The sequence below is a fragment of the Alicyclobacillus sendaiensis NBRC 100866 genome (assembly GCF_001552675.1).
GTDB lineage: Bacteria > Bacillota > Bacilli > Alicyclobacillales > Alicyclobacillaceae > Alicyclobacillus > Alicyclobacillus sendaiensis.
Genome location: NZ_BCRQ01000130.1, coordinates 1 through 1,434 on the forward strand (window position 1 = coordinate 1; position 1,434 = coordinate 1,434).

Consider the following 1,434-nt stretch of genomic DNA (forward strand, 5'->3'; position numbering starts at 1 on the left):
CGATCACTCAGCTAAAATCTAACCGAAAGGGGGATGGCTCACTCATTTCGAATTCTTACCGAAGGGTGCGTGCATGGAAATGTCTCTTGGTTCTCGCCGCGAATATCTTGGGGTCATGCGCGCCCGATATGCGGAGGCGAAGTCTAGACGTGAAAAATCGCGGATTCTCGATGAGATTCAGTCCGCGCTCGGCTATGCCCGGAAACATGCCATTGCCACGATGCATCCGAAGCCGCCGCGCTGTGCTAAACCACGCAAACCGCGGCCACAGCGCTACCAAGCAGCCATGCCCGTGTGGGAAGCTCTCGATTACCCCTGCGCTGAACGGCTCCACCCCGTGCTTCTCTCCACAGCTCAACAACTCGCCCGCCATGGCGAACTTCGTCTGACGGCCGAAGTCGAGCATGACTTGCAACACATCAGTCGTGCCACACTCGCTCGACGCATCTCGCGATGGCAACGCCCAAGCGCGCGGCGCGTACCCACAGGTCGTCGAATGACTTCCAGGTTGCGGAGTGAAATCCCTGCGCAATCCTACGCTTGGAACGAACAGCGGCCCGGCGCGTTAGAAATTGACCTAGTCCAGCATGATGGAGGCTCCGCCTTGGGGCACTTTGCCTACACGCTTTCTGTCGTGGATGTGGTCACGGGATACAGTCGGCGCCGAGCTGTACTCGGTCGGGGTCAAGCCGGGGTTCTCGATGCGCTCCGTCGCATCGTCGAGGAGTGGCCATACCCTGTCTGGGCCATTCATTCGGACAACGGCTCCGAGTTCATCAATGGACACCTTCAGGCATTCGTCCGTGAGCGAGGTCTTCAGTACACCCGTAGCCGCCCTTACCAGAAGAACGACAATCCGCATGTCGAGCAGAAAAATCGCTTCTTGGTGCGCGAGGTCGTGGGCTACAGTCGATATGACACGCCTCAGGATGTGACGTGGTTGAACACTGTGTACCAATGGCTCGACGTCTATGCGAATGCCTGCTTGCCTATGCGAAAACTCATCCAGAAAACGCGCGAAGAAGGGTGCGTGCGCAAGCGATATGACCAAGCGGCAACACCCGTGCAACGCATGCTGAACGCCAGGATTTTACCAGCATCTTCTCACGCGGCTTGGGAGCACTGGATTCTTTCGCTCAATCCGCTGCAAATGCATCGCCAGCTGGAAAGTCTCGTTACGCAGGGCCCAAGCGGCGCGTCGATTCCTCCGCACCCACCGACTCCACCAAGCCCTACGGCCTGTGGATTTGATGGACAACCCTGCGGGTTGACCACAACTCCACAGGCCTGATGAGGGGAAGCCGCTTCGCTCCTCCCCTCTGGCCTTCGGCCATTCACCCCTCCCACTCCTACATCAGAGGGAGGAGCGAAAGTTAGATTTTTTGGTGAGTGATCAGCTATCCGTTCGGTAAGATTTTTTCGTGAGTTGACACG

General features: G+C 57.6%; 1 protein-coding gene. It reads left to right on the forward strand.

The features are described from left to right. Positions 1 to 73 precede the first annotated feature (73 nt). On the forward strand, positions 74 to 1,291 hold the full coding sequence (locus tag AS26_RS14135) for a DDE-type integrase/transposase/recombinase (RefSeq protein ID WP_083516132.1): 1,218 nt from the start codon (positions 74 to 76) through the stop codon (positions 1,289 to 1,291). The last annotated feature ends 143 nt before the right edge of the window (positions 1,292 to 1,434 follow it).